23 protein-coding genes are annotated in these 26,528 nt (G+C 56.2%); 3 read left to right on the top strand and 20 right to left on the bottom strand.

Annotated features, from left to right (window positions below; all coding sequences use genetic code 11):
• Window positions 1-49: 49 nt before the first annotated feature.
• From HB631_RS01100 to HB631_RS01040, 13 genes are all read right to left on the bottom strand, one after another.
• Window positions 50-1,099: a LacI family DNA-binding transcriptional regulator gene (locus tag HB631_RS01100; protein ID WP_213989312.1), complete on the bottom strand. Its 1,050-nt coding sequence runs from the start codon at window positions 1,097-1,099 to the stop codon at window positions 50-52.
• A 198-nt stretch (window positions 1,100-1,297) separates the two neighbouring features.
• Window positions 1,298-1,840: a glutathione peroxidase gene (gene btuE / locus HB631_RS01095; protein WP_213989311.1), complete on the bottom strand. Its 543-nt coding sequence runs from the start codon at window positions 1,838-1,840 to the stop codon at window positions 1,298-1,300.
• A gap of 123 nt (window positions 1,841-1,963) precedes the next feature.
• Window positions 1,964-3,832, bottom strand: a complete 1,869-nt coding sequence (gene kup / locus HB631_RS01090) for a low affinity potassium transporter Kup (RefSeq protein ID WP_213989310.1) — start codon at window positions 3,830-3,832, stop codon at window positions 1,964-1,966.
• 130 nt (window positions 3,833-3,962) lie between these two features.
• Window positions 3,963-4,769 (bottom strand): polyphosphate kinase 2, encoded by an 807-nt coding sequence (ppk2, locus tag HB631_RS01085; RefSeq protein WP_213989309.1) that lies wholly within the window; start codon window positions 4,767-4,769, stop codon window positions 3,963-3,965.
• A gap of 125 nt (window positions 4,770-4,894) precedes the next feature.
• Complete coding sequence (locus HB631_RS01080) at window positions 4,895-5,518, bottom strand: alpha/beta hydrolase (protein ID WP_213989308.1); 624 nt, start codon at window positions 5,516-5,518, stop codon at window positions 4,895-4,897.
• Window positions 5,515-6,324: a triphosphoribosyl-dephospho-CoA synthase CitG gene (citG, locus tag HB631_RS01075; protein WP_213989686.1), complete on the bottom strand. Its 810-nt coding sequence runs from the start codon at window positions 6,322-6,324 to the stop codon at window positions 5,515-5,517. The genes HB631_RS01080 and citG overlap by 4 nt, the downstream gene beginning before the upstream one ends.
• Window positions 6,325-6,361: 37 nt before the next feature.
• Window positions 6,362-6,907 carry a citrate lyase holo-[acyl-carrier protein] synthase gene (gene citX / locus HB631_RS01070; protein WP_213989307.1) on the bottom strand — a complete coding sequence of 182 codons (546 nt, stop codon included), beginning with the start codon at window positions 6,905-6,907 and terminating at the stop codon, window positions 6,362-6,364.
• Window positions 6,908-8,434 (bottom strand): citrate lyase subunit alpha, encoded by a 1,527-nt coding sequence (citF, locus tag HB631_RS01065; RefSeq protein WP_213989306.1) that lies wholly within the window; start codon window positions 8,432-8,434, stop codon window positions 6,908-6,910.
• A gap of 32 nt (window positions 8,435-8,466) precedes the next feature.
• Window positions 8,467-9,342, bottom strand: a complete 876-nt coding sequence (citE, locus tag HB631_RS01060; RefSeq protein ID WP_213989305.1) for a citrate (pro-3S)-lyase subunit beta — start codon at window positions 9,340-9,342, stop codon at window positions 8,467-8,469.
• Window positions 9,339-9,632 carry a citrate lyase acyl carrier protein gene (gene citD / locus HB631_RS01055; protein ID WP_213989304.1) on the bottom strand — a complete coding sequence of 98 codons (294 nt, stop codon included), beginning with the start codon at window positions 9,630-9,632 and terminating at the stop codon, window positions 9,339-9,341. The genes citE and citD overlap by 4 nt, the downstream gene beginning before the upstream one ends.
• A gap of 27 nt (window positions 9,633-9,659) precedes the next feature.
• Window positions 9,660-10,691 (bottom strand): [citrate (pro-3S)-lyase] ligase, encoded by a 1,032-nt coding sequence (citC, locus tag HB631_RS01050; protein ID WP_213989685.1) that lies wholly within the window; start codon window positions 10,689-10,691, stop codon window positions 9,660-9,662.
• A 139-nt stretch (window positions 10,692-10,830) separates the two neighbouring features.
• Entirely contained in the window at window positions 10,831-11,706 is an 876-nt protein-coding gene (locus HB631_RS01045; protein ID WP_213989303.1) for a fumarylacetoacetate hydrolase family protein, read from the bottom strand.
• A gap of 122 nt (window positions 11,707-11,828) precedes the next feature.
• Window positions 11,829-13,199 carry a 2-hydroxycarboxylate transporter family protein gene (locus HB631_RS01040; protein ID WP_213989302.1) on the bottom strand — a complete coding sequence of 457 codons (1,371 nt, stop codon included), beginning with the start codon at window positions 13,197-13,199 and terminating at the stop codon, window positions 11,829-11,831.
• A gap of 533 nt (window positions 13,200-13,732) precedes the next feature.
• On the opposite strand from HB631_RS01040, the gene HB631_RS01035 reads away from it, so the two are divergent.
• Window positions 13,733-15,388 carry a sensor histidine kinase gene (locus HB631_RS01035; protein WP_213989301.1) on the top strand — a complete coding sequence of 552 codons (1,656 nt, stop codon included), beginning with the start codon at window positions 13,733-13,735 and terminating at the stop codon, window positions 15,386-15,388.
• Complete coding sequence (locus HB631_RS01030) at window positions 15,366-16,064, top strand: response regulator (RefSeq protein WP_213989300.1); 699 nt, start codon at window positions 15,366-15,368, stop codon at window positions 16,062-16,064. The genes HB631_RS01035 and HB631_RS01030 overlap by 23 nt, the downstream gene beginning before the upstream one ends.
• Window positions 16,065-16,209: 145 nt before the next feature.
• Here HB631_RS01030 and HB631_RS01025 read toward each other — a convergent pair whose 3' ends face one another.
• Together HB631_RS01025 and maeB are read right to left on the bottom strand one after the other, a co-directional pair.
• Window positions 16,210-17,661, bottom strand: coding sequence for an amidohydrolase family protein (locus tag HB631_RS01025; protein ID WP_213989299.1), 1,452 nt, complete (start codon window positions 17,659-17,661; stop codon window positions 16,210-16,212).
• A 491-nt stretch (window positions 17,662-18,152) separates the two neighbouring features.
• Window positions 18,153-20,432 carry an NADP-dependent malic enzyme gene (gene maeB / locus HB631_RS01020; protein ID WP_213989298.1) on the bottom strand — a complete coding sequence of 760 codons (2,280 nt, stop codon included), beginning with the start codon at window positions 20,430-20,432 and terminating at the stop codon, window positions 18,153-18,155.
• A gap of 234 nt (window positions 20,433-20,666) precedes the next feature.
• Between maeB and HB631_RS01015 the strand changes: the two genes are divergently transcribed.
• A complete protein-coding gene (locus HB631_RS01015) occupies window positions 20,667-21,395 on the top strand; it encodes a substrate-binding domain-containing protein (RefSeq protein WP_213989297.1) in 729 nt (242 codons plus the stop codon).
• 183 nt (window positions 21,396-21,578) lie between these two features.
• On the opposite strand, the gene HB631_RS01010 is transcribed toward HB631_RS01015, so the two are convergent.
• The 5 genes from HB631_RS01010 to HB631_RS00990 all read right to left on the bottom strand — a co-directional run bounded on the left by HB631_RS01010 (window position 21,579) and on the right by HB631_RS00990 (window position 26,448).
• A complete protein-coding gene (locus HB631_RS01010) occupies window positions 21,579-22,340 on the bottom strand; it encodes an ABC transporter ATP-binding protein (protein WP_213989296.1) in 762 nt (253 codons plus the stop codon).
• Between the two features lie 55 nt (window positions 22,341-22,395).
• Entirely contained in the window at window positions 22,396-23,403 is a 1,008-nt protein-coding gene (locus HB631_RS01005; protein WP_213989295.1) for an iron ABC transporter permease, read from the bottom strand.
• Window positions 23,390-24,478 carry an ABC transporter substrate-binding protein gene (locus tag HB631_RS01000; protein WP_213989294.1) on the bottom strand — a complete coding sequence of 363 codons (1,089 nt, stop codon included), beginning with the start codon at window positions 24,476-24,478 and terminating at the stop codon, window positions 23,390-23,392. The genes HB631_RS01005 and HB631_RS01000 overlap by 14 nt, the downstream gene beginning before the upstream one ends.
• A 166-nt stretch (window positions 24,479-24,644) precedes the next feature.
• The gene (gene fabF, locus HB631_RS00995) at window positions 24,645-25,916 is read right to left on the bottom strand and encodes a beta-ketoacyl-ACP synthase II (RefSeq protein WP_213989293.1); all 1,272 of its coding nucleotides are present in this window, start codon (window positions 25,914-25,916) and stop codon (window positions 24,645-24,647) included.
• Complete coding sequence (locus HB631_RS00990) at window positions 25,909-26,448, bottom strand: helix-turn-helix domain-containing protein (RefSeq protein WP_213989292.1); 540 nt, start codon at window positions 26,446-26,448, stop codon at window positions 25,909-25,911. The genes fabF and HB631_RS00990 overlap by 8 nt, the downstream gene beginning before the upstream one ends.
• Between the last annotated feature and the right edge of the window lie 80 nt (window positions 26,449-26,528).

The following is a 26,528-nucleotide window of genomic DNA, read 5'->3' as shown; positions in this document are numbered from 1 at the left end:
CCGCAACGGGAAGTATGGCGGATATCACCATCGCCGCGCCGGCGGGATACTAAAGATGTCCCACCGGCGTTTTTTTTGGGTTCAAGACGGCGTACGGTCCGGGCAAAACCGAATCGCGGATCATCAGCTCGCCGCTAAAGGGTTTGAGAGGCGACACCGGCTTGCCGTCCAGCACATCCACCACCTGATTCAGCGCGCTTTTGATCATTTCCGCCACCGGCACATGAACGGTGGTGAGGGGCGGATTGAAGTAGGACGCCATGGGAATATCGTCAAAACTCACCATGGAGATATCCCCTGGAATGGCCTTGCCTTGCTCCCGCAGCGCCTTGGCGGCGCCGATGGCCATATCGTCGTTGCTGCACACCAGCGCGCTAAAACCCGCCGGGCGCCGCAACAGTTCAACGCAGGCGTCATAACCGCTGCTCAATGACCAGCGCCCCGACACCCTCAGCGCCTCATTCAACGGGATGCCTTTCGCCGCCAACGCCTGCCGGTAACCCTGGTGGCGGGCGGCGGCGGTGGGAGAACCCTCCGCGCCGCTGATAAAGGCAATATCACGGTGCCCCTGCTCAATGAGATAATTTACCGCCTGGCGGGCATTGGCCCGATGGGTGGCGAACACGCAGTGCTGCCGTGCCAGCGGCAGATCGCGGTTAATGACGAGAAAGGGGATATCGTGTTGGCGGATAACCGCCATCAGCTCATTTTCACCCAGGAAACGCGGGTAGATAATCACCGCATCGCAGCGGCGATCCAGCAAAAATTGTATGGATTCCAGCTCGCTTTCCGCACTGTGCTTCCCGTCCACCAGGATCAGCTGCCGGCCGTAGCTCTCGGTCATTTTAGCGGTTTGATATAACAGCTCGCTGAAATAAGGTCCGTTGAAAATGGAGTTGGTGACAATCAGGCCGATGCTTTGTGAATTTTGCGTGGCCAGGCTGCGGGCCACCAGATTGGGACGATAACCGGACTCTTCGATGGCATTGGACACCCGCAGGCGAGTGCTCTCTTTGACATAGTTATTACCCGCCAGGACACGGGATACCGTGGACTTGGAAACGCCCGCTTTTTTGGCAACATCCTGCATGGTAATCATCTATGAAGCCTTATTCATCCGACGCCCGGGGAAAATCGCATCTTGCCGATTTTAGCATACCGGCCTGGGTGCCATAAAGCTTCCGCTGCCGGCGCCCCCCCCTTCCACCGCGCGTTCTTCCGCCAAATAACCGTCCGCCGGACGCCGGTGGATGAATGGGTTACGCCGGCATTTTATCAATGGCCGGCGGTAAAGGTTTTATGCCAGCGCTTTATCAATGGCCGCCAGCAAACGCGGATCGTCGGCGGTGACGTCCGGCGCGAAGCGCGCCACTATCTCCCCCTGCCGGTTGATGAGGAATTTTTCAAAATTCCATAACACATCCTGGCGGTTGACGGGATCGACACCGTAACCTTTCAATCGTTCGCGAAACGGCCCTTCCCCGATGGCGTCCGGCTGCGCCGCGGTTAATTTGCCGTACAGCGGATGCTGATCTTCTCCCAGCACCGAAATTTTCGAAAACAGCGGAAAATGCACATCGTAGGTCAGCGAGCAAAACTGACTGATCTCGGTGTCGCTGCCCGGTTCCTGGCCCTTGAAGTTATTAGCCGGGAAACCCAGCACTTCCAGTCCCTGAGGATGCCGGTCCTGATAAAGTTTTTCCAGCGCTTCATATTGCGGCGTCAGGCCGCATTTGGAGGCGACGTTAACCACCAGCAGCGCTTTGCCGCGATAGTCCGCCAGGCTGGCGGGTGTGCCGTCGATTTTTTTAACCGGAATGTCGTAAACGGAATCTGTCATGAATTATCCTCTTGAATAGGCTATGGGATCACGCTCCGCCAGACACGGCCGGGGCGATGGATACCTTATGACAATAACACGCCGGACGGCGCCTTGCATGCCGCCCGAGGAGAAAATCGGCCGCTAGATTTCCACCTGCGTACCCAATTCGATAACCCGGTTGGGAGGGATTTCATACTCATCCGCCACCCGCAGGGCATTGCGGCTTAAGGTGATAAACAGCTTGCCCCGCAGGAAGAGATACCAGGGCCGCTTGGTGAGGATTAACGATTCGTGGGACATGAAAAACGAGGTTTCCATGATTTGGCAGGGCAAGCCTTCCAGACCGCAGCGGTGGAATATTTCCAGCATATTCGGCGCTTCCAGCCAGCCGTAGCGGGCCACCACCCGCCAGAAGGTGGGAGAGAGCTGCTCGATGGTCACGCGGCGAACGTTATGCACATAGGGGGCGTGCTCGGTGCGCACCGTCAGCAGGATGACCCGCTCATGCAGCATCTTGTTATGTTTCAGGTTATGCAGCAGGGCAAAGGGAATGATATTGATGCTGTGGGACATAAACACCGCGGTGCCCTGAACGCGCACCGGCGGGTTTTTCTCAAGCGAGGCTATCATCGCCTCCAGGGAGTTGCCGTGAGAGTGCAATTTGCGCGCCAGCCGGAAACGCTCGGTATTCCAGGTGGTCATGACGATAAACATCACCAACCCCAGCGTCAGCGGCAACCAGCCGCCGGAAAAGAGCTTCAGGGCATTGGCGGAGAACATCGGCACATCGATAATCAGCAGCACCACCAATATCAATCCCACCATGATCCGGTTCCAGTGCCAGGTATTCACCGCCACCCAGGTCACCAGCAGGCTGGTTAACAGCATGGTGCCGGTGACGGCGATACCGTAAGCCGCCGCCAGATTGCTGGAGTGTTTGGCAAAGGCAATGACCAGCACCACGGCGACGTACAGTATCCAGTTAATGGTGGGGACATAAATCTGCCCTGATTCCTCGGCCGAGGTGTGGATAATGCGCATCGGCGGCAGGTACCCCAGGCGCACCGCCTGGCGGGTGAGGGAAAACACGCCGGAAATTACCGCTTGGGAAGCGATAATCGTCGCCAGGGCCGACAAGATCAGCAGCGGGATCAATGCCCAGCCGGGGGCCAATAAAAAGAACGGATTGATGATGGTTGACGGGTCCTTCAACAGCAGCGCGCCCTGGCCGAAATAGTTAAGCACCAGCGACGGCAGCACCACCACGAACCAGGCCAGCTGGATGGGGTGTTTGCCGAAGTGGCCCATATCGGCATACAGCGCTTCCACGCCGGTAATGGACAGCACCACCGCCCCAAGGGCGAAGAAAGACATTTTTTTATATTCGATGAAAAAATGCACTGCCCATTCCGGATTCATCGCCTGCAAAACGGCCGGATAGGACAGGATGCTCCGGGCGCCCATCAGCGCCAGCGTCAGGAACCACACCAGCATCACCGGCGCAAAAAGCTTGCCGACGCTGCCGGTGCCGTGTTTTTGAATCATGAACAACAAAGTTATGACGGCAATGGAGACGGGAACGATATAACCCGAGTATGAGGGCGCGACAATCACCAATCCCTCAATGGCGGATATCACCGAAATGGCCGGGGTAATCACCACGTCGCCATAAAAAAAACCGCTGCCTATCAGCCCGAGCACCATAATCACTACCGCCGTGCGCGCCGGCGTATTGCGGCCGGCCAGGGACATCAGCGTCATGATACCGCCTTCGCCGGCGTGATCGGCCCGCATTACGTACACCAGATATTTCAGCGAAACAATGAGAATCAGCATCCAGAAAATCAGCGAAAGAAAACCAAATACCGTGTCCGGGCGGACGGTAAAACCATAATTGCCGGAAAAACACTCCCGTAAGGTATAAAGAGGGCTGGTGCCGATATCACCGTAAACCACGCCGATGGCCGCCAGTGTTGCCACAGATAACGACTGTTTATGTTCTGTGCTCATAGGTTTTGCTGCACGATCCGAATAATAAGAGGCGGTAAACGTCACAATCCCGAGACGCCCGCAGAAAAGCGCTTAGTATGCATCAATCCTGCGGGTTTCCTAAAAGATATATCACTATTTAAAACGAGGGCTACGGCGCCAGGCGGCCGTTTTCTATGCAGACGGTATCAAAGGCGAAGACCACTTCAGGATCCGGCAGGGCCAGTTTTTTGTCCTTGCCTTTATAGTTAAGCCGTCCCAGCACATCGCGCAGAATGTTAATCCTGGCTTCGTGTTTGTCATCGGTATGCACGATAACCCAGGGCGTGTTGGGGGTATGGGAACGGATCAGCATTTCATTACGGGCATTACTGTATTGCTTCCACTGTTTGGTGGCCTGCTCGTCGATGGGGCTGATTTTCCATTGCTTAAGGGGATCGGTAAGCCGGGCCTCCAGGCGCTCTTTTTGCTCGTGCTTGCTGATATCAAGATAGTATTTGATGATTTTAATCCCGGAATCCACCAGCAACTGTTCAAAATCCGTTACCGTATTCATAAACAGCTCATACTCTTTATCGCTGCAAAAACCCATCACCCGCTCGACGCCGGCGCGGTTATACCAGCTGCGGTTGAACAGCACCATCTCCTGCGCCGCCGGCAACTCCGCCACATATCGCTGGAAGTACCATTCGGCGCGATCCCGCTCGGAAGGCTTGCCCAGGGCGACGATACGAAATTCACGGGGGCTGAGGTGCTGGGAAATGGTTTTGATGATGCCGTCTTTGCCCGCCGCGTCACGCCCTTCAAAAATCACCAGGATTTGATCGTTGGAGGCGATAATCTCCCGTTGCAGTTTGACCAGCTCAATTTGCAGTAAATGCAGGGTCTGATCGTAGTCTTTACCCGAGTAGGGATGTTCCGGATCATGATCCGGCTGATGATCGTTGCTTTTACTCATTATTTTTCTCCGTTGCTTTAGCGACGCATAACCCAAACTGCATTGATTATGGCATACCTGTGGTGAACCCTAAGATTAATTGATAGAGGCAGGGCTGATTTGCGGAAGGCGGATTGTAAGCAAATTTATAATGAGCCGCTGGCAGGGTGGGGACTCAGTTTGCGGCTGAACAGGTCGATAAGTTGCAAACCATGGGGCCAGGCGCCGAAACCCGATTGGGCGTTGATGTGCCCCGCGTCGCCGACGTCCACCAGTTCACTGCCCCAGCAATCAGCCCAATAACGGGCGCGGCTGAACGCCAGTAAGGGGTCGTTATGGCTGGCGAACAGCAGGCTCGGCACCGGTAAAGGGGTTGCCAGGATACGATCTTCAATCTCGAAACGCACGGGTTCGGCCGGTGCCACCAGCACCACGCCGGCCACCTCGGTGGGGAACCGGCTGGCGAAATACAACGATGAGAGCGCACCGAAGCTGTGACCGATCAACAGTAAAGGAAAGTGCTGTTTCCCAAGCTCGCGCCGAATCGCCGCCACCCAGCCGTCCAAATCCGGTTCGAGCCAATTGCGCTGTGTGATGCGCAACCAGTGCGGATGCCGTTGCTGCCAGCAGGTTTGCCAATGTTCCGGTCCGCTATCCTGAATGCCCGGCACCAGCAGAACGGTCAACGCAGCGGGCCGCCCGTCGGAACATGCCGATGATGCCCCGTCGGGTGAAAGCCCGCAGCGACGCGTCGGGCCATATGCATTCATAGGGGCAGATGCGCCAGCACATAGGACACCGCCAGCAAATCCGCGCTGCCGCCGGGGCTGAGATGAAAAGCTATCAGCGCCTCATCCATCTGCCGCAGCCCGCTAAGATCCCAGCCGCAAGTCAATAAGCGCCGGGCGTAGCGCTGAACGTAATTCAGGCCGGGCAGACCGCCGCGAGAGACCAGATTGGTATCGGGATTATAGGCCATGAGCAGTAACAGGCAGTGCAGCATAATGATACGATCGTCGGCACCGTCTGCCTTGAGCCGATCCCAAGCCGGTAAAGCGTACCGGCGCACGGTGGCGAACCCGCTCACCGCCTCCCCGCGCGCGCCGGTCATTCCATAACGCTGGAACAGATGCTCACCCACCGTGGCCGCCCGCCTGCAACCCGCCAGCTCTGTCGTCACCAGGCGGGCGCACATCGCGGCCACTTCGTCACACAATCCCTCGCGGGTTAACGGCTGTAATCGCCCCGACAGTCGTCCGGCTGCGGTACATAATAACCCGAGGGAGAAAACCCCGCCTTTGTGGGTATTGACGCCGCCGGTAGCGGCAAACATCGCCTGCTCGCAGGCCAGGCCCACCGGGCGTATGCGGGTCATTATCTCCCCGGCCGGAAGCGCGGCATAATGATAGCCAAGGGCGGTAAAGCGGCTGAACCAGGGGACTATCGCCGCTATGCTGCGTTTGAACAGCGGTAAATCCATATCCAGATGCGCACCGGTATTCGATTGATCCACCAGCCCCGGTTTGGGGGTCAACAGCACTTCCTCTCGCAATGCGGCGGCGGCCAACCGTTCCATCACCCCAAGATCGGTATCGGCGTCGCCACGCAGCGCTTCAGCTTTCATCGCGAACAAAATAGGCCTCCAGCAGATCGTTTATTTTAGTCATCAACTGAGGCAACGGATGCCTGCGGGATCGCCCGCAGGCATGAGCGGGCTGGTCGCAGACAAGACAGCGGCGTCCGGCTTGTCGGAGGAAACTTCGTCCGATAATGCCGTCATGGACCGAAATGACATCCATATCCCAGAGACGGCCGAGAGGATGCCCCTGTTCCAGCGCCACCGTGGCGGCTTTTATTTCCTCCGCCCCTTGCTCCACCGCCCAAAACGCTTCCGGTCCCGTGGGCAGCCAAAAGGCCTGCCGCGCCGCTACCGGCCAGCCACGACCGGTCAACATCCGCTGGCAAACGTTAATGGCTTCCCCCATTACCTGCCGGTAAGCAGCAGAATCCTTCACCGGCCCCGGCGTCACCAGGGTCAGTGAAATCAGCGGCCGGCCGTAACGGTCAAGCCACGCCCTTTGCCGCTCGGCGCGGCGCTCCTTCGCCGCCAGCAGTTGATCCAGCGTAACGTCAATGCTGATATCTTCGGTCTGGGTCACCTAGTCATCCTCTTTTACCTGGCGCACCACATCAATAACGCTGCCGTCCCGGTAACGCACCACACCGACAATCCTCGAGGCAAACTCGATGGGTTTTGGTTCCCCGGTCAGCGCCACCGCCCGCTGATAGAGCTGTTCTATATCCAGCACCTCGAGACCGGCCGCTTCCAACCGCTGGCGCACCTCCGGCCGCGCCGGATTGACGGCGATCCCCTGATCGGTCACCAGAACGTCAATGCTTTCACCCGGCGTCACCAGTGTCGTCACCTGACGCACCACGGTAGGAATACGGCTGCGCGTCAGGGGGGCCACCACAATGGTCAGATTGGCCGCGGCGGCCACATCGCAATGCCCGCCCGAGGCGCCGCGCATTACGCCGTCAGAACCGGTAATGACGTTAACATTAAAATGCACATCGATTTCCAGCGCGCTGAGGATAACGATATCCAACTGATCACAGCAGGCCGCCTTGGCCGCGGGATTGGCATAGACATTGGTGGAAATTTCGATATGGCGCGGGTTATGTTGCAGCGACTGCGCGGCCTGGCTGTCAAAGGATTGGGTATCGAGCAGGGTATCGATCAGGCCTTTCTCGTGCAGATCGACAATGCTGCCGGTGATGCCCCCCAGCGCAAAACGGGCCTTGATATGGCGCCGTTCCATCTTTTCCGCCATGAAACGGGTACAGGCGGTGGCCGACGCCCCCGTACCGGTTTGCAGGGAGAATCCATCGACGAAATAGCCGGAGTGCTCAATGACCTCGGCGGCGGTACGGGCAATCATCAGCTCACGGGGATTACTGGTGACACGCGCCGCGCCCACGCTGATTTTGGCCGGATCCCCCACCTGATCCACCTTGACGATATAATCAACCTGATCCTGCACCAGACTGGCGGGCATATTGGGAAATGGCACCAGGGCTTCGGTCAGCAATACCACCTTACGGGCAAAACGAGCGTCCACCATGGCATAGCCCAGGGAACCGCAGCAGGATTGGCCATGGCTGCCATTGGCATTACCGAACTCATCGCTGCACGGCACGCCGAGAAACGCCACGTCGATCTTGAGTTCGCCGTCCTGCAGCAGTTTCACCCGTCCGCCGTGGGAATGAATCTGAACCGGCTCTTGCATCAGGCCATGGGAAATGGCGTCCGCCAGTTTGCCGCGCATGCCCGACGTATAGATGCGGGTAATGACGCCCGCCCGGATCGGCTCGATTAAGGCGTCATTGCACGTCATCAGCGAGCTGGACGCCAGCGTCAGGTTTTTAAATCCCAAACGGGCCAGCGTCTCCACCACCCGGTTAATGACAATATCCCCTTCCCGAAAGGCATGGTGGAACGAGATGGTCATACCGTCACGCAGGCCGCTGCGTTCAATGGCCTGTTCCAGACCGTCGCAGAGCTTGCGCTGATGTTTGGCCAGCGTGTCCGCCAGCCAGGGAGTGGTACTGCATGCATGGCTGAACGGCACCAGGTGCCCGAGATGCCGATGTTGTGCCTGTAAATTATCTAAAAAATCACTCATTAGGTCATCCTGTCTTTTATTAACCTAAACCGTTACCGGCGCACGCCGGAAGCCCGGGCACGTTCCAATACCACCTGGGCATGATTAATAATCGGGCCGTCAATCATTTTGCCGTTTAACGATATGACCCCCAGGCCTTTACGCTCTCCGTCCTCGGCGGCGGCGATCACCCGCCGGGCGTAGTCCACCGCTTCCTGGGTCGGCGCATAGGCGTTATGCAGCAGTTCAATCTGGCGCGGGTTAATCAATGATTTACCGTTGAAACCCATTTTACGCACCAGTTCCACTTCCCGCAGGAAGCCGGCCTCGTCGTTGATATCGGCATAGACCACGTCGAAAGCGTCGATGCCGGCGGCACGTGCCGCGTGCAGCACCGCGCAGCGGGCGTAGAAAAGTTCGGTGCCGTCGCCCCGTTCAGTTTGCATATCCATGACATAATCAAATGCCGCCAGGGCAATACCGATAAGCCTGGGGGAACAGCGGGCAATCGCCACCGCGTTGATTACGCCGATGGCCGATTCAATGGCGGCCATGGTGCGGGTGGAACCCACCTCCCGGCCGCATGCCCGTTCGATACGTTCAATATGGGTTTCCAGCTCATGTATATCCTCCGGGCTGTCGGTTTTCGGCAACCGCACCACATCCGCCCCGGCCCTCACCACCGCCTCCAAATCCTTCAGGCCGAACGGCGTATTGAGCGGGTTGATGCGCACCACGGTTTCAATGTCCCGGTACATGGGGTGTTGCAGCGCATGAAATACCAAAATCCGGGCACTGTCCTTTTCCCGCAGCGAAACGGCATCTTCCAGATCGAACATGATCGAATCGGGACGGTAGATAAATGCGGTGGACAACATGGCGGCATTGGAGCCGGGAATGAACAACATACTGCGACGAAGTTTTTTCATAACATGCTGTCCCATACAATTTCTTCCGCCCCGGCGGCCCGTAATACCGCGGTTTGTAACCGGGCGCGTATCACGCAATCCAACGCCCCTTTATCGTCGATAATGATCAACCCTTCCGTGATGCCCATGGCCGCCAGCGTCTGATCAATGACCTGGCGGATTTGTATGCCGAACTGTTTTATTACCTCGCTATTCACCACAACGTTCAGCTCACCGTCGGCCGGGGCGATTTTTACCAGCAGATCGCTGGATTCGAAGGTGCCGGCCAAGGATTCTTTAACTATCTTCATAATGACTGTCCTGACAAAAAAATTCGGTTACGCACATTCCGACCGGTGATGTGACGTTAAAAAGGCAAAAGTACAAGGCGGCACGATTTCCCGGATAGACGACATCTGCCTTTCCTTTAACAAGGCCCGCACTTCCGAGGCGGAAATCGCCCAGCCTGAGGATTGACATTTGCGGGGAATCTCCACCACCGACACCGGCGGCAAAGCAGAGCGCCCGGGCTCTTCCAACCATACCCGCATATCGCGATTGTATTGTTCCGTCACCGGACAATAGGGCTCGGTACCGACAAAGCGATGGGTAATACCGAGGGCCGGGGCGATATATTGACGAAAAATCAACAGATCGATGGCGCTGTAGGTTTGGCTCACGAGCTGTGTATCCCGTAAAAAATAGCCGGGGAACGTCGCCCGCGAAATGAGATAATCCGACCCGTGATGCACCGTAACATTAGTGAGATGCGCCACGCCCTGGCGCACCATTTCCAGACGTTCGGTATAGGAAAAAAGCGAGACATCCTCCCGCACCACGAAGATATGCACCCAGTCGCAGAGCGCGGAGGCCTGCTCCGCCAGATAGGCGTGCCCCAGGGTGAAAGGATTGGCATTCATGACCATCCCGCCGATGCGGGCGCCGGAATGACGCTGTTGTGCCAGCGTGCGGCAATAAAGCGTAATGCCCACCGGCGTGTTTTCCATAAGAACCGCCACCTGGTCCCATTGCGCCAGTGGATAAAAGCCGCAGCCCTTGAACAGGGCGATATTGGACGGGCGGGTATACAAGAATAAGTGGGAATGCCCTAGCCGTAACGCCAGGTTTTCCACCTCCCCCACCAGGCGGGCGCTCAGATTATCCCCCCGGTAATCCTCCGCCACCGCGACGCATTTGATGGTGTTGCCGGCTATGCCGGCGCAGCCCGCCAACTGCCGCCCATGGTGGGCCACCACGAAACAATCGATATCCGCGTCCATGCCCAGACCGCTGATATCCAGCAATGCGCGCACCTCATCCAGGCTGTCTCCTCCCAGCAAGGTGCGCACGTCATCCGGGCCGCTTTCCATTGGGATGCGCCCTTCGTTTAGGCCGCAAGCGACGCTTTTCACCGGCAGCACGGCAAATTCAAACGCGTCCAAATCATACATAACGCTTACCCTTTGGCTCGAATCCCGGGTATCGGCGATGATCCCGGACACGTTTAAACTACGCGGCGGCATGGGACGACCCGGGCAGTGAATAATCAACCGCATCCACAATCATATTGCTCAAATGACCGATTTTTTCGATTTCCACTTCAATGCAATCGCCGCTATTCATGAACAGCGGCGGGGTGCGCTTCTTGCCGACGCCGCCCGGTGAACCGGTAATAATCACATCGCCGGCGTGTAGCTGGGTGAAGGTGCTTATGTATTCAATCAGTGCGGCAATACTGTGGACCATGCTGCCGGTATTGTCGTTTTGCACCATGCGGCCGTTTAACCAGGTACGGATATTCAGATCATGGGGATTGGGGACTTCATCGGCAGTGGTGAGATAAGGCCCGAACGCGCCGGTTTGTCGCCAATTTTTTCCGGCTGTGAACCAGTTATGCTGCCAGTCCCGCGCCGAACCATCCATATAGCAGCTATACCCTGCGACATGAGACAATGCCTGCGAAGCGGGAATATCATGTCCCGCCCGGCCGATAATCACCGCCAGTTCGCCTTCGTAATCAAATTCGGCAGAAAGGCGGGGTTTGACAATAGGCATTCCGTGACCGGTTTGGGAATCGGCGAAGCGAACGAAAAGCGTCGGCGCCGGATTCATCTCGTCAAATTCTTTACGCTTTTCGGCATAGTTCATACCAACACATAAGATTTTCTCCGGATTTTCAATCACCGGCAGGAATGTCACCTCATCCATCGCCACATCTGCCGGCTGATTGCACAGTTCACTGGCCTCGGATAAGGCATCGCCGGCCAAGAGGGTTTTAAGATCCGGATAGCGCGGGGCGAGACGGCGGCCTAAATCAATCAGGCCGCCCGCCACCACGATGCCGTAGCTCTTGCCGCCCTGATAAACATAACTTGCGAGTTTCATACATTTTCCTGAATAAACATTCTTATCAACCCGGCGACCTAACCTGGATTCGCCGGCGAATCATTCTTGGCCAGCGTGCGCAGCCGGGTTTCAAAAAAACCGGATTTCAAAAAAACCGGATTTCAAAGTAAAAAGTTGCCCAAGACCAACAGGGAAACCGATACGTTTATCGCACCGCCGATACGGGTGGCAATCTGGGCAAACGGCATAAGCTCCATCCGGTTGCCGGCGGTCAGAATAGCCACATCGCCAGTGCCGCCCTGGCCGCTTTGGCAACAGGACACGATGGCCACGTCGATGGGATGCATACCGATTTTTTTACCCACCAGATAGCCGGTACCCACCAGGGTGCAGACGGTGCTGACGATCACCAGCAAATTGGCGAGGGTGAACGCATTCACCAGTTCCTGCCAGGGGGTAATGGCAACGCCGACGGCAAACAGAATCGGGTAGGTTACCGAGGTCTGGAAAAATTTATACACCACCTGGGAACCAGCCAGCATGCGGGGAGAAACGCCGTGGGCCAATTTGATCAGGACCGCGATAAACAGCATGCCCACGGGAGCAGGCAGGCCGATTAATTTATAACCCAGCATACCCAGCATATAGAGCAGCACCGCCAGCAGCGCCCCGGCGGCGATAGCGGTTACATCGGTCTTACCGCTAAGCACGCTGGTGAGCGCGGCGGCCGGCTCGTTCTGGCCCGGGTATTTAGCCGGCATCAGCTTGCCTTCGCCGGTCAAATGGGGATAGCGCTTACCCAGCCGATTCAGGCAGCCGGCAATGATTATGGCGGTCAATCCGCCGAGCATTACCACCGGCAATATCCGCCCCAGCACTACGCCCTGCTCCATATGCAGCAACGCGGCATAACCAATGGAGAGCGGTATGGCGCCCTCTCCCACCCCGCCGGCCATAATCGGCAGAATAAGAAAGAAGAAGATTTGAAACGGCGGCAGGCCGAGGGACAGTCCAACGCCCATGCCCACCAGCATGCCGACTACCTCGCCGCAAAACATTGGAAAAAAGATCCGCAAAAAACCTTGAATCAACGTGCGCCGGTCCATGCTCATGATGCTGCCGACGATAATGCAGCAGATATAGAGATAAAGAATGTTCGTCGATTTATAAAAACTGGTGGTGGCCGTCACCACCACATCGGGCAACCAACCGTAATACACCATAGCTGAGGGAATAAACGTGGCGCAGATAGCCGCCGCGCCCATTTTGCCCACCACCGGCAGGCGCTTGCCGATTTCACCGCAGGCAAAACCAAAAAATGCCAGTGTCGCGACCATCACCACGATATCGTTGGGTAATTTACCGCTGAGACAATCAATACCGATCAGAATGGCGGCCAGGAAAAATAACGGTAATGGAATGATACCGATTTTCCAGTTATCAAGGATGTGCCACCATTTTTCCTTGAGGGAAATTTTTTTCACCGCTGCCGGCTCAGCTGCAGAAATATAGCTATCGTCTGTCGTGCTCATAATCAGCCCCTTTATACCCGTCATACTTCAAGCTGCAGGTGCGTTGGCTTTCCTCGCTCACCCCAGTCACTTACTTGAGTAAGCTCCTGGGGATTCGCTGTGTCGCCGCCTTCCTGCAACTCGAATTATTTAGGGTATATAAAATAAGTGCTGGAATACTAAAAAACGGCTGACGTTATTTATGTGACTGAATTCAAATTTAAACCGTTATTTTAAAGGTCTTAAAGATTTTAATGGATTTTATTATTTCATGGTCATGGCAATGGTGCAATTTATCTTGATAGAATCTTTATGGGTTATATGGTTTCAATGGATTTTATGGTTTTAATGGTTTTTATTCCACAAAATATGGCGTGTTAATGAAAAGTGGGAAATATGTAGGTTGGGTCTTTAACAACAGGCTAGCGTTTGCCGGTGATATCCCCCGTCGGTTGTGGTTGAGATCACACTTTAGGTTTAGCGCCCTTACAGCTGATTTTAATCATGATAAGATTGCTAATAAGCAATACGTTTGCCTGATGGCTATATTTATTATGCGCACAAAAGTTTCTTTCCATTTAAAATTATTTATCAGCCTGATTCTTTTCTTTTCATTATTGCTATTGCTGATAGGCATTTATTATTACCACGACTTGGACAAGCAGCTTTACGCAGAACTGGGTGCCCGCGCCCAGGTTCAGTCGCGGGAAATTGCCATGATCCCTTCGCTGATCGAGGCGGTCAAAATCCAGGATACCGCCGCCATTGCCGCCCTGGTGAGTGAATTGGCGGAACGCAGCGATGCCAGTTATATTGTTATCGGCGATGAACACGGTATGCATTTATATCATTCGGGCTATCCCGGCAGCATTGGTAAATCGATGATTGGCGGAGATAACACTGAGGTATTGCAAGGCAAAGACAGCATTACCGTTCGACGCGGCGGATTAGGTATATCCTTACGCAGTAAAGCACCCATATTCGATCAGCAACATCACATTATCGGCATTGTTTCCATCGGTTATTTAAAAACACGTATAGATATGCTCAGTGCCGGGAAATTGATTAATATTCTGTTGATGGCGTTAATGTTGCTGGTGGCATTATTCATCTTTTCCTGGTGGTTTGCCAATACGATGAAGAAACAGATGTTTTCACTGGAGCCGCGAGAAATAGGCCTATTAGTGCGCCAGCAAAAAGCGCTGCTGGAATCCATCTTTGAAGGCGTGATTGCTATCGACAAAGAATACCGCGTTGCCGAGATCAATCAAGCGGCCAAATCAATATTATCCCTGGAAGCCTCCTCAAGGGAACTGCGCGGCAAGCTTCTTTCTTCGGTAATTAAGCCCATCGCTTTTCTGCAAGAAAAAACTATGCTGGCCGGCGATACCCATGATGAAATTTGTCTTTTTAACCAGGTCACGGTTATCGCCAGTCGCGTGCGGATTTTATTGGAGGATAAATTACAGGGCTGGGTGATCAGTTTCCGCGATCGGCATGAGATTAATAGTCTTAGCATCCAACTAAGCCAGGTCAAGCGTTATGCGGACAATTTACGCATTTTACGCCACGAGCAGTTGAATTGGACCGCCACCCTCGCCGGGCTATTGCATATGAAGCGCTATGATGAAGCGATACATTATATTGAAGCCCAATCGGAAAGCGCCCAGGAAATCCTTGATTTTGTCTCGGCGCGGTTTTGCTCCCCGACTTTGTGTGGCTTATTACTGGGCAAGTTTGCCAGCGCGAGGGAAAAAGGCGTGGAATTATTGTTCGATCCGGCCTGTAGCCTGACACATATACCAGCCGGTCTGTGCGAAACCGGACTGATGTCAATTGTCGGTAATCTACTGGATAACGCCGTTGAGGCAACGCTGTTGCGCGATGGAGAGCATTATCCCGTTGAAGTCTACATTGTCGGCACCCCCCGTGATATGGTGATCGAAATAGCCGATCAGGGCATCGGCATCCCTCCGACGATGCGGGAACGTATTTTTGATATGGGCATAACGTCTAAACGCAGCGGCGATCACGGGCTCGGGCTGCATCTGGTGGACAATTATGTCAATCGTTCCGGCGGAACCATTGAAGTTTCAACCAATCAACCCTATGGTACGGTTTTTACTGTTTTTATCCCTATGAAGGATCGTGCAAGGTTACCCGCGCCAATTAACCCGGATGAATTCGATGATGCAACCCGAAATTTTTGATGTGCTGGTGGTTGAAGATGAAAACCAACTGGCACAGATGCATGCTGATTTTATCGATAACCATGAACTGCTTCGTCTGGTGGGCATAGCACATACCTTGAAAGACGCGCGAGAACAACTCCGGCAGAAGCGGCCCCGGCTGATTCTGCTGGATAATTATCTGCCGGACGGCGAGGGAATCTCATTAATCGACAGCGAACTTATGCGTGGCTTGGAATGTTCAGTGATTTTCATCACCGCCGCCAGTGATATGAATACCTGTAGCCAGGCCATCCGCTGCGGTGCGTTCGATTATATTCTCAAACCCATATCCTGGAAGCGGTTGAGCCATTCTCTGGAACGGTTTATTCAGTTTGCCCGAACACAACGCGCCTTTAAGGTGGTGGATCAGCAAAACGTCGATATTCTTTATCAATTGCAATCCAAAACCTACAGCCAGGAGGCGGGGAGCAAAGGTATTGAAGAAAATACCCTCAATCTGATCCGGCAGATTTTTATCACCGGCCAAGACACCCTGCATTCCGTTGACGATATCGTCAGCCAGACCGGACTAAGCAAAACCACCGCCCGTCGTTATCTGGAATATTGCGTGGAAATTGAATTCCTCAGCGTTGAGATGCGCTATGGCAAAATCGGCCATCCGCGGCGGTTATACCGGCGCCAGAATCCCTTGTAAGCACCGATATCCGGCCATCGTCACCGCGCATGGGCACTACCATCCGTGCCTAACCCACAGCATTACCCAGCCCACGGCGGAAGCTGTTTACCCTGAAGGCAACGGCTTACCGTACCTTGGGTGCGCTGTATAAAAATCTCTTTCCTTATTTCGGCAAAGTATCTTTATAGATATGGCCGTCCTTCATGATGACGACAAAGTTTTTGCCCGGATCCTCGATGAGTTTGATGTTATCCAGGGGATTGCCATCCACCAGCAGCAGGTCCGCCAGCGAGCCTTGCTCTACCGTGCCGAGCCGGCCGGGATAGGGATTGATATTTCCGGACAATGCCATGAGTTCGCCATTGTCGCCGGTGGCCATCTTCAATAAACCCGCCGGGGTATACCAGCGCGCCAGCTTAGCCAGAATCGCCCCCTGACGGCCTGCTACCCGTGGGTCGAACAGCGAATCGGTGCCGAAGGCCGTCTTGATATGGTATTTTATGGCAAGCATATAGGCGTTATCGGTACCGGCATAGACTAACTGGGCCTTTTGCCGGGACAGCGCGGTCGGCAGCGGAGAAGCGTCCTCGTCGTCGAGTAACGGCTGGATACTCAGCCATATACCTTTATCCGCCAGCAATTTGGCGGTGGCGTCGTCCATCAGCTGGCCATGCTCAATGCATTTGGCGCCGGCTTCCACCGCCTGGCGAATGGCCGCCGGCGTATAGGCGTGTACCGTCACATAGGTGCCCCAGTTGCCGGCGGCCTCCACCGCCGCACGGATTTCCGGCACGGTGAATTGTACCGATTCGAGGGGATTATACTGCGAGGCCACGCCCCCGCCCCCCATCAGCTTGATTTGGCTGGCGCCCTGACGCAGTTGCTCCCTGGCCCGCAGGCGCACTTCATCCGCGCTATCGGCAATGGCGGCGATGCCTATACGCTCCGAATAGCTTAATGGGCCGCCCGGCTGACGAGGCAATTCAAACGGGAAACGAAAGTCGCCATGGCCGGAAGTTTGTGAAATAAAGGCCCCGGACGGGTAGATGCGCGGACCTTCGATCATCCCCTCGTCAATGGCGCGCTTGAGGCCGAATACCGGCCCGCCGAGATCCCGCACCGTGGTAAACCCGCGCATCAGGGTATCGCTCGCCTCCCGCGCCGCCCGCAGTTGCAGGTAATCCGGGCTGGCGGTCATCAGCATCATCTGCGGCGTCGACGCCATGAACGAATGCCAGTGCGCATCGATAAGGCCCGGCATCAACACGCGCCCGTCGCCGGCGATGACCCGGGCATTGTCGGCCTGTTCCACGTCAATGGGGTCGGTGGAGATGTGCGCTATGACGCCGTCCTTCACCAACACGTTTGAGGGGGCGGAAAGATCGGTATTTTTACCGTCGAAGATGCGGACATTCTGAAATAAGGTTAGCTCGTGATTGACTGGCGGCGGCGTGGCTTCGCCGGGTAAGACAAAATCGCCTTCATCCGCCAGGGCGATATATGAAAAGAAACAGAGTATCCCCAACAGGATTAACCAAGGGCCTTTTATTCTACTGCCGCGACATGCCGAAATGGCAGACGGCCAGCTGGACTGGCTATTTCTATATAAGCTCATAGATATCAATCCTTAAGAATATTTTCAATCTGAAAGAATGACCGGCGGGTTAATAAATACGCTATTACTCAATAAATTATGTCACGTTGCTTTTACTGTGGCTTTAATAAAAAGAGATATTTGCGATCTAGTACGCATTATATAGAAAGGTACTCTTTCAACACGCTTCGCTGTTTAAAATAGTCTGTCGAAAGCAAAGCTGAAGAATATATTATTATATTAGTAACGTTGTACTTTGATTTTAATATCACCATTATAATAGTTTAATTATTTTTATTACATTATTTTCAAAATATATTGGCTGAACTTGTTGAGTCGAAATGAATGCGGTAATGAAAAGGGTAGGCAAATTGCGTTGTAGCGGTCGCTAATCACTACAACGTTTGAGAGATAACGGACTCATCGCGGCGCCTTTATGGGCGAGCCTGATGTCCCGGGCACCGGCGGTCCGGGCATCAAACCTGCCCGGACCGCCTTATAGCGTCGTCCGTTTACAGCAGTTCGGTCTGGGCTTCCACTACCGCCAGCGCCACCATATTGACGATGCGCCGCACCGAGGCCACCGGGGTCAGGATATGCACCGGTTTCGCCACGCCCATGAGAACCGGCCCCACCGTCACGCCTTCCGAGGAGGAGACGCGCAGCAGATTGTAGCTGATGCGCGCGGCTTCCATGTTCGGCATGATCAGCAGATTCGCCGAGCCCTTCAACGGACTGTCGGGCATCAGCTCATGGCGTATGCTTTCCACCAGCGCCGCGTCGCCGTGCATTTCCCCGTCTATTTCCAAATCGGGCGCACGTTCCCGTACCAGTTCAAGGGTCTTGCGCATCTTGCAAGCCGCGGGGGCGTTGGAACTGCCGAAGCTGGAATGGGATAACAGCGCTACCTTGGGTTCAATACCGAAACGCCGCACCGTTTCCGCCGCCATCAGGGTGATTTCCGCCAGCTGCTCCGGTGTCGGATCGTCATTCACATAGGTATCGGTGAGGAAGGTATTGCCGCTGGGCAGCAGCAAGGCGTTCATCGCCGCGGCGACATGTACGCCCTCGCGGTAGCCGAACACCGATTCAACCACGTTATAATGCTCATGATAACTGCCGACGGTACCGCATATCATGGCATCCGCTTCGCCGCGTTTCACCATGATGGCGGCGATCAGCGACGGGTTGCCTATTAACGCGCGCTGCGCCTGTTCCGGTGAAACGCCCCGCCGTTTCATGATTTGATAATACTCGCCCCAATACTCTTTAAAGCGCGGATCGGATTCGTTATTCACCACGGTGAAATCGGTACCGGCGACGATATGCAACCCCAGTTTTTTCAGGCGCATTTCAATAACGCTCGGGCGACCGATCAAGATCGGCTTTGCCAGACCCAGTGTCACCAGCTCCTGCGTGGCATGCAGAACGCGTTCATCTTCGCCCTCCGCCATCACCACCCGTTTCGGCTGTTTGCGCGCCTGGGAAAAGATCGGCCGCATAAACAGGTTGGTTTTATAGACAAATTCCGTCAGTTTCTCCACATAAGCATCGAAATCTTCGATAGGCCGGGTGGCCACGCCGGAATCCATCGCCGCCCGCGCTACCGCCGGGGCGATTTTTACAATCAACCGGGGGTCGAAGGGGGTGGGGATCAGATATTCCGGGCCAAACGACAGATCCTGATCCGCATAAGCCGACGCCACCACGTCGCTTTGTTCAGCCATCGCCAAATCGGCGATAGCATGAACGCAGGCGAGCTTCATCTCCTCGTTAATGGTGGTGGCGCCCACATCCAGCGCGCCGCGGAAGATAAACGGGAAGCACAGGACATTATTGACCTGGTTGGGATAGTCGGATCGGCCGGTGCAGATAATGGCATCCGGACGCACTGCCTTGGCCAGCGGCGGCAATATTTCCGGTTCCGGATTGGCCAGCGCCAGGATCAGGGGTTTGGTGCCCATGGTTATTACCATGTCCTGGGTCAGCACGCCGGGACCGGAACACCCGAGGAAAATGTCGGCGCCGTGAATAGCGTCCGCCAGGGTGCGCATGCCGTTATCTTCTATGGCATAAGCGGCTTTGGTTTCCGCCATGTCCGTTTCCCGGCCCTTATAGATCACGCCGCGGGAATCGCAGACAATAATATTGTGCAGCTTCAGGCCCAGCGCCACCAGCAGGTTGAGACAGGCAATGGAGGCGGCGCCGGCGCCGGAAACCACCAGACGCACATCGCTGATGGATTTTTCCACCACCCGCAAACCGTTCAGCACCGCGGCGGTACAGATAATGGCCGTACCGTGCTGATCGTCGTGGAATACCGGAATCTTCATGCGTTCCCGAAGTTTTTTCTCGATGTAAAAACATTCGGGCGCTTTGATATCTTCTAGGTTGATGCCGCCAAAGGTGGGCTCCAGCGCGGCAATGACATCGATGAGCTTATCGGGGTCCATCTCATCCACCTCGATATCGAAAACATCTATGCCGGAAAATTTTTTAAACAGGACGCCTTTACCTTCCATCACCGGTTTGCCGGCCAGCGCGCCGATATTGCCCAGCCCCAGCACCGCGGTGCCGTTGGAAATCACCGCCACCAGATTGCCGCGGGCGGTATATTTATAGGCGTTCAGGGGATCGGCGGCGATTTCAAGACAGGGGGCGGCGACGCCAGGCGAATAGGCCAGCGCCAAATCACGCTGGGTCGCCAGCGGTTTGGTGGGGGTAATCCGTATTTTCCCTGGTTGTGGGAATTGATGAAAATCTAAAGCACTTTGTTTGAGTTGTTCATCCATTGTAGGATTCCTTGTGGCTTATCAGAACTTGTACAGGAATGTAACGATGTTGTGCCGGAACAGTATAAACTGTGCGTAAAGTCAAACTTTGAAGCAAGGCATAGTCTTAATAAGAATGTGTCCATATATAAGAAAAGACAAATTTTCGACGGCGAATCTCCCCAAGATGTCCCAGTGTATGTGCAGATTTAATGATATTTTGCTGACTATGGACCAATATTCCGGGAGCGCGTCTTGACCTGTTTAACCGTATTGGCCGCCGGCAGTCTGCGGACGGCGCTAACGCCGTTATTGGCTGAATATACCCATCTCACCGGGCAAAGGCTGCGGGCGGAGTACGGCCCCGCCGGTTTGCTGCGACAGCGTATTGAGGCTGGGGAGCCGTGCGATCTCTTCGCGTCGGCCAATACCGCCCATCCGCAACGGCTGCTGGCGGCGAGCCGGGTATTACGGGTGCAGCCTTTTATCGCCAACCGACTGTGCCTGACGGTGCGCAGCACGCCTGCAACCCTTGGGGCGGACTGGCTGTCGCTGCTGAGCAATCCGGATCTGATTATCGGCATGTCCACCCCCGTTAGCGATCCGTCTGGGGACTATACCTGGCAATTGTTCGATAATATCGCCCCGCTGCTGCCGCCATCGGCGGTCACGCTTAAACTGCGGGCCAGGCAATTGGTGGGCGGCGCCGACTCTCCGCCGCTGCCCGTCGGCGTCACCGCCGCCGGTTGGCTGATTCAGCAGGGCAAAGCGGATATTTTTATCGGTTACGCCCACTACGCCCGGCTGCTGCAAAACGATCCCGCGCTGCGGGTGGTGGAAATTCCGGCGCAATTCAATGTGCTGGCGCTCTACGCCCTGGGCATAGGCACGCCTGCCGCCGAGCCGCTGGCGGCATTTATTCTTTCCCCGGCGGGACAGCGGTTTCTGCTGGAGGCGGGTTTTATGCCCCTTGTCCAAGAGTAATATCCCGAGTTAAACGCCAAACCGCCAGTGGCGTTTCAGACTGCTGACAAACAGACTCGGAGTCCATAGGTCGAGACAGGCTGCTAGAAGGGTAAACCGTCCGCGCCAGGGATGGGTTCACGGCGTGTTTACGATCTAGTAGCCTGTGTCGACCGGGCATTTTGTTAACAAGCTCAAACACCGCTACCGCTTGGGTATATCAAACAGCGGCGCCATAACGGGGTAATCCCGCCCCTGGTGAGCGACGTTAATCTGTTTTACCGTCACGCCATAGGCTTGTTGAAGGTTTTGCTCGCTGAGCACCTCGCCGGTGGCGCCGAATACCCATTGCCTTTGCGGCAGGAGCAGCAGGGTATTGTCCGCCGCCAGGGCGGCATGGGAGGGGTCATGGGTGGTGAACAGAATGCTTATCCCCTGCTCCCGGGCCAGGCGGCGAATCAGTTGCAGCACCGCCTGCTGATTGAACAAATCAAGAGCCGAGGTGGGTTCATCCAGTACCAGCAGGCAGCCCCGGGTCGCCAGCGCCCGGGCAATCAGCACCAGTTGCCGCTGGCCGCCGGACAGTGAGTGAAACGGCCGATGGGCCAACGGGGCGATATTAAGCGTTTCCAACGCCTCCCGGGCGATACTTTCATCCCGCCGGTCCGGCATCCGTAACAACCCCACATGGGCCGCCCGTCCCATCAGTACGATATCGAATACCCGATAGGCGAAGGCCGAGGCGAAATCCTGCGGCACGAAGCCGATGCCGCCGGCGCAATGCACTGTGCCGCCCAGGGCCGGCAGCGTGCCGATAAGGGTTTGTAACAAAGAGGTTTTACCTCGTCCGTTTGCCCCCAGCACCGCGCAAATCTCGCCGGCGACGCAGGTAAAATCCAGAGGGGCGAACAACGCCTCGCCGTGGCCGTACAGCAGTTGACGGGCGGATAAGGTGACGGCGCTCATTGTCGCCTCCGGACCGTCTTCCGCACCAGCAGGCGGGCGTAAGGGGTGATATCGGTCATTGGTGCCTCCGGCGATTGTCCCGCACAAGCAGGCAGGCGAACAGCGGCGCGCCGATAAGGGCGGTGAGAATACCCAGCGGAATTTCAGCCTGGCTAAAGGTACGCGCCGCATCGTCCACCAGGATCATAAAACCGCCTCCCAGCCAGAAAGCGGCGGGCAGCAGACGGCGGTGATCCGCCCCCGTCAGCAGGCGGGCCACATGGGGAATCACCAGGCCTATCCAGCCGATGCTGCCGCTTACCGACACTTGAGCCGCCACCAGCACCGCGCACAGCAATAGCACCACGCGGCGAAGATGCACTACCGACATGCCCAAAGACGCGGCATCCCTGTCCCCCAGCGACAGGATATTGACCCGCCAGCGCAGGCGGTGCAGCAAAAACCCGGCAGGCAGCACCGGCACCGCCAGCATCAGGACTTTATGCCAATCGGCGGTGGCAAAACTCCCCAGCAGCCAGAACACAATGCTGGGCAATTTTTCTTCCGTGTCGGCCAGATATTGCAACAGGCTGACCAGCGCCGAAAAAAAACCGCTCAGGATAATCCCGGCCAGAATCAGCATCAGCAGATTGTCCCGGCCCAGGGTGGCGGCAATGACATACACCGACCCCAGCGCCAGCAGACCGAACGCAAACGCCGATCCCAGCAGCGCCAGCGGCGTAAGACCGAACAATATGGCCAGCGTCCCGCCGAACGCGGCGCCGGCGCTGACGCCGATGATATGGGGATCCACCAGCGGATTATGAAAAATACCCTGCAAAGCGGCGCCGCAGAGCGCCAGCGCGCCCCCCGCCAGGCAGGCGGTCAGGATGCGCGGCATGCGCACCATCCAGATCACCTGGCCCGCCAGCTGATCCTGATTGAAAGGCGAGGCCAGTTCCCGCAGCACCTGAAGCGGGGAAAGAGCAAATTGCCCGATGCCCAGGGAAAGAAAGGCGATGACCAGGGTAAGCGCCGCCAGCGCCGGCTGCAGCCTCCCCCCATAACCCTTAGCGGGCGGCATCGGTCTCGTGGCGCGGCGTCCAATGGATGCGGTAAAAACGCTGATAATAGTCGTCGGCGCGCCGGTTCATATCCACATCGGCGAACCGCTGCGGATAGAGCTGCTTGGCCATCCATAATTCACCGATGGCCAAGGCTTCCGGCATGGGGTAGCCCCAGGCCTTGGCATATTCCGGCATCAGGAATACCCGGTGCCGCTTCACGGCGGCAACAGACTGCCAGGCCGGATCCTGATTGATTTGCCGCACCACTTCAGGATATCGATCCTGCACAAAAATCACCTCGGGGTTCCAGGCCAGCACCTGTTCCATGGAAACCTGTTTAAAGCCCTTCACCGTGGCCGCCGCCACGTTCAACGCGCCGGCATGCTGCATCATCAGGCCGGTATATTTACCCGAGCCATAGGTAGTGAGATCCGGATTGGCCATATAAACCCGCACCCTTTTCTCGGCGGGCACGTCCTTCAACCGGGCGGCCACATCCTCGCGGGCGCGAAAGACATCGTTAATCATCGCCTCCCCCTGCGGCTGCCGGTTGACCACCGCGGCCACCAGCCGGATACCCTCTTTCAAACCGTCGTTATAAGCCTGCTCCTCATCCGCCATGGCGGGATTGAGCTTATCCTGCTCGCCGGGCCGATCCTTGCGCAGCGAGACGGCAACCACGGGGATACCGGCGGATTCGATCTGCTTGATCATATCCGGCGGCGCATAGTTGGCGACAAAGACTACCTGCGGGTGTTCCGCCAGCAGACTTTCGATGTTCACCTGGGTCAAATCCCCCGGCATGGGCAAGGTGGACAATCGGGGAGAAAAGCGCGCGAATTCCGGCCCCAGCTGCTTTTTCCAACTGGACAATAGCCCCACCACATCATCGGCGGCCTGCAACTGCACCAATAAATTCAAGGTTTGATGCTGTAACACCACCACCCGCGTCACCCGATCCGGCAGGGTGACCTGTCGTCCGAGCTGATCGGTGAGGACGCGATCCGCCACGGCGCTGAAACTGGCGGCAAGAAACGAAAAACACAACAATATGCGCAGACTGAATTCTCGGGCGAAACGGGGCGTGATCATAAGATGGGGGTGACTGTTTGAACGATATATGACTGAATATATAACGATAAGGCGGGGGGGGACAACAGCCAGATCCCCCGCCCCTGATTTACATCAATGCGGATTAAACTTTGTTGGGCATCATTATCGCCGGCAACCTAGGGGCATCCTGGAACAAAAACGGATATCACGACCATTTTTTCAGCAGGACGCTGGCGTTGACGCCGCCAAAACCAAAGCCGTTGGATAAGGCATAGGTCATTTCATACGGCTCCGCTTCGCCGCGCACCAGATGCAGGCCTTCGGTGGCCGGATCCGGATTTTCCAGGTTAAGGGTGGCGGGAATGATTTGGTCCCGCAGGGCCAGCACGGTAAAGATGGCTTCAAGACCACCGGCGGCGCCCAGCAGATGGCCGGTTGCCGACTTGGTGGCGGTGATGGCCAGTTCGGACCCGAGACCGAACAGATGTTTTATGGCGTTGATTTCACCCAAATCCCCCACCGGGGTCGAGGTGGCATGGGCATTCAAATGCCTCACCTGCCGCGGCGAAATGCCGGCCTGTTTCAGGGCGATTTTCATGGCCCGGTAAGCGCCGTCGCCGTCTTCCGCGCCGGAGGTCATATGATAGGCATCCGCGCTGGTGCCGTAACCGACGATTTCCGCCAGGGGCGTGGCGCCGCGGGCCAGGGCATGGTCAAGGGCTTCCACCACCAGCAGCCCCGCCCCTTCGCCCATGACAAAGCCGTCCCGGTCACGATCGAAAGGACGGGAAGCGGTGGCCGGAGCATCGTTAAAGTGGGTGGAAACCGCTCTGGCGGCGGCAAAGCCTCCCAGACTTACCGTGTCGATGGCCGCCTCTGCCCCGCCGCACAGGGCAATATCCGCCTCATCGTTGGCAATCAGGCGAGCCGCGTCGCCGATGGCCTGGACACCGGCCGCGCAAGCGGTGACCGGCGCGCCGATGGGTCCGCGGAAGTGGTATTTGATGGAGACATGGCCGGCGGCCAGATTGGCCAGAAACGACGGAACGGTGAACGGAGAGAGCCGTCCCGGGCCACGATTATCCGAAGTCCGCACCGCATTGGCAATCGCGGGAAACCCGCCGATCCCGGTGGCGATAATGGTGGCGGTGCGCTCCTGGCGTTCGTCGGTATCCGCCGTCCAGCCGGCCTGACGGAGGGCTTCGTCCGCCGCCGCCATGGCAAACAGAATAAAGCGGTCCATTTTTTTCTGATCTTTTGGCGGGACATACCTGTCCGGATACAGACCCGCTTCGGGATCTTGTTCCGGTCCGGGCACCCGACCGCCTATTTTCACCGGCAGCAGCGCGACCATTTCGTCCGGCAAAGGCCCGATCCCCGATTGACCGGCCAGCAACCTCGACCAAATGGTTTCTACGCCACAGCCTAACGGCGATACTGCGCCCATGCCGGTGATCACTACTCGACGCTTATTCATTGCCTGTCCTGTTATAGGTTTGTTGATATTGGTAAGATGCGGAAATTTCCCGAAGCGCGTCACGCTGCGGATTGTTGCCCGTTCCGGCGCAACGCCCGGTGGTGATAATATTGACGTTATGATAAGTGAGCGGCTCGCCGGTCTGCCTGTCAACCACCAGAGGCGAAACCGCTTTGCCGCTGTGGCGGTGTACCGGCACCACGTTGGCCTGTTCGCCATCGAGGAACCGGTTGCCCCAGTTCAACAGCGAAATCAGCACCGGAAACAGCGCCAATCCGCGTTCGGTCAATAAATACTCATGACGGACCGGCCGCGCCTGATAAGGACGTTTAAACATAATATCGTTACGCACCAGCGTATTGAGCCGCCGAGTCAGCATGGTGGGGGATACCCCCAGGCTATGCTGGAATTCATCGAATTTGGTCAAACCGCGAAAGGCGTCCCGTACGATCAAGATGCTCCACCACTCACCCACCCGTTCGAGGGATTGCGCTATGGGACAAGCCATATGGTCAAAATGGGTTCTTTGCATACTTTCCTGATAGTTATCAGTGGGTTTAACATGCATTTCTTGGTGACTATAATCATTGTAGCCACTTGTGGGGTGTTATC

The sequence above is a fragment of the Sodalis sp. dw_96 genome (assembly GCF_018449575.1).
Taxonomy (GTDB): Bacteria; Pseudomonadota; Gammaproteobacteria; order Enterobacterales; family Enterobacteriaceae; genus Acerihabitans.
This window is presented reverse-complemented; position numbering and strand designations above follow the sequence as displayed.